This is a genomic window from Streptomyces sp. PU-14G (assembly GCF_041028275.1).
GTDB lineage: Bacteria > Actinomycetota > Actinomycetes > Streptomycetales > Streptomycetaceae > Streptomyces.
The window spans coordinates 1-2,354 of record NZ_JASKYT010000621.1; the positions used below are offsets into that span (position 1 = coordinate 1).

2 protein-coding genes and 1 pseudogene are annotated in these 2,354 nt (G+C 71.2%); 2 read left to right on the forward strand and 1 reads right to left on the reverse strand.

Translation table 11 applies throughout. The annotated features are described in order from the left end of the window. Positions 1-648: pseudogene (locus AB8Z75_RS34120) on the forward strand (serine/threonine protein kinase); the annotation flags it as partial. Between the two features lie 13 nt (positions 649-661). On the opposite strand, the gene AB8Z75_RS34125 reads toward AB8Z75_RS34120, so the two are convergent. Then, positions 662-1,495, reverse strand: a complete 834-nt coding sequence (locus AB8Z75_RS34125) for an IclR family transcriptional regulator (protein ID WP_369208898.1) — start codon at positions 1,493-1,495, stop codon at positions 662-664. A gap of 247 nt (positions 1,496-1,742) precedes the next feature. Here AB8Z75_RS34125 and AB8Z75_RS34130 point away from each other — a divergent pair. Beyond that, positions 1,743-2,354 (forward strand): amidohydrolase family protein (locus AB8Z75_RS34130; RefSeq protein WP_369208900.1); only part of this gene is annotated, 612 nt, incomplete at its 3' end.

Here is a 2,354-nt window from a genome sequence, read left to right on the forward strand (position 1 = left end):
CCGGTCGGCTACGGACCTCCGGGTCCCGTCGGGCCGTACGGCGCCCCGGGCCCTCCGCGCCCCCTCCCGCCGCGCCGCAAGTCGAACGCGTTCAAGATCGTGGCGGTGAGCCTGGTCGTGGGGTCGCTGGTCGTGGTCGGCGGGTGCTCGATGCTGGTCGAGCTGGTCCGGGGCGCGGGCAGCGCGGCGGGGAGCGGCCCGGCGTCCCCGGACGAGCGGAAGCCGAAGGCCGATCCCAAGCCCGCGGCCTACAAGAACGTCGAGCTGCCCAACAAGTACTTCCTCGCCCTGTCCGACGACCCGGTGAAGCCGCGGGAGCTGGGCGAGGGCGGCGTGGCCTCGGAGCTGACGTACCTGAACGTGAGCACGGACGGGCCGAGCCTCGGTATCGACAGGCCGAACGGCAAGCTGGCCCTGCTCCGGGACTCCCAGAAGGGTTCGCTCGCCACCTGCCGCAAGGAGACGCGGTTCACCGACGAGGTCCTGCTGAATCGTCTCGCGCCCGGAGCCGAGCTGTGTGTTCGGACGAGCTCCGGGCACGTCGGTCTGGTCACCTACCGCGGCCACTCCCCCGAGGGGGACCCCAGCGACTACGTGAAACTGGACGTCACCGTGTGGCGGGACGCCATCGAGGCGAAGAACCGGTAGCCGGCCTGCGGGCTCACTGGCCGTTTCCGCCTGTGCCGTTGCCCGAGCTGGCCAGCGCGGCGGACAGGTCGGCGGCGACCTCGTGCAGCAGGGGGACGAACTTGTCGGTGGCGGCGTCCGTGACGCGCCCCGCCGGGCCCGAGATGGAGATGGCCGCCGAGGTGGGGGAGTCGGGCACGGTGACGGCGATGCAGCGCACGCCGATCTCCTGCTCGTTGTCGTCGGTGGCGTACCCGGCCTCGCGCACGTGCCCGAGTGCTTCGAGGAAGCCCTCGGGCGTGGTGATCGTCTTCTCGGTGGCGGCGGGCATGCCCGTGCGCCCGAGCAGGGCCCGTACCTGGTCCTCGGGGGTGTGCGCGAGCAGCACCTTGCCGACGCCGGTGGAGTGGGGCAGCACCCGGCGGCCGACCTCGGTGAACATGCGCATCGAGTGGCGCGAGGGCACCTGGGCGACGTAGACGATCTCGTCCCCGTCGAGCATCGCCATGTTCGCCGTCTCGCCGGTCTCCTCCACCAGCCGCGCCAGGTAGGGGCGGGCCCAGGTGCCCAGCAGGCGGGAGGCGCTCTCGCCGAGGCGGATGAGGCGGGGCCCGAGCGCGTAGCGCCGATTGGGCTGCTGGCGCACATAGCCGCAGGAGACCAGGGTGCGCATCAGGCGGTGGATGGTGGGCAGCGGCAGCCCGCTGGCGGTGGACAGCTCACTGAGCCCGACCTCACCTCCGGCGTCCGCCATCCTTTCCAGCAGGTCGAAGGCCCGCTCCAGGGACTGCACTCCGCCGGATGCGGCAGGGGCCGTGGCAGCCTGGGCTGCACTGGTGGTGGGCTTGCGCTCTGCGGACGGCGGCACGTCGCGTTCCTTTCCTGGCCTGCGGTCAGGCGCATGGTATCGGGGGTGGGGGCGGCGGACCGCCTCCTACGGATCGCCTCCCGTACTCGCCCGGCACAGACACCGGTCTCCTTCTGTATGGCGAAATTCTAGTTCCATTTTGTGGACTTCTCCAAGGGGAGAACCCTTGACTGGCTCTTCCCGGCGGATGAGGATTCGTTCAACAGATCGTTTCAACACTTCGTTGAAGAGGCTGAAGGAGGCCGGTTTGTCCGACGTGCGGCTCGTCCTGCGCTCACGGCGCGTCCTCACCCCCGAGGGGGAGCGTCCGGCGACCGTCACCGTCAACGGTGCGGGCCGGATCGAGGAGGTACTGGGGTACGACGCGGAAGTACCACCCGGCGTCGCCCTGGAGGACGTCGGCGAGGACGCGCTCCTGCCCGGCCTGGTCGACACCCACGTCCACGTCAACGACCCGGGCCGCGCCGAATGGGAGGGCTTTTGGACAGCCACCCGGGCCGCGGCGGCCGGCGGCATCACCACCCTGGTCGACATGCCGCTCAACTCCCTCCCGCCCACCACCACCGCCGACAACCTGCGGACCAAGCGTGAGGTCGCCGAGCCCAAGGCCCACATCGACGTCGGCTTCTGGGGCGGCGCGATCCCCGGCAACGTCGCCGACCTGCGGCCCCTCCACGACGCGGGCGTCTTCGGCTTCAAGTGCTTCCTCTCGCCGTCGGGCGTGGACGAGTTCCCCGAGCTGAACCGGGAGCAACTCTCCGCCGCCATGGCCGAGATCGCCTCCTTCGACGGCCTGCTCATCGTGCACGCCGAGGACCCCGGGGCGCTGGCCGCCGCCCCCCAGAACGGCCCCGCCTAC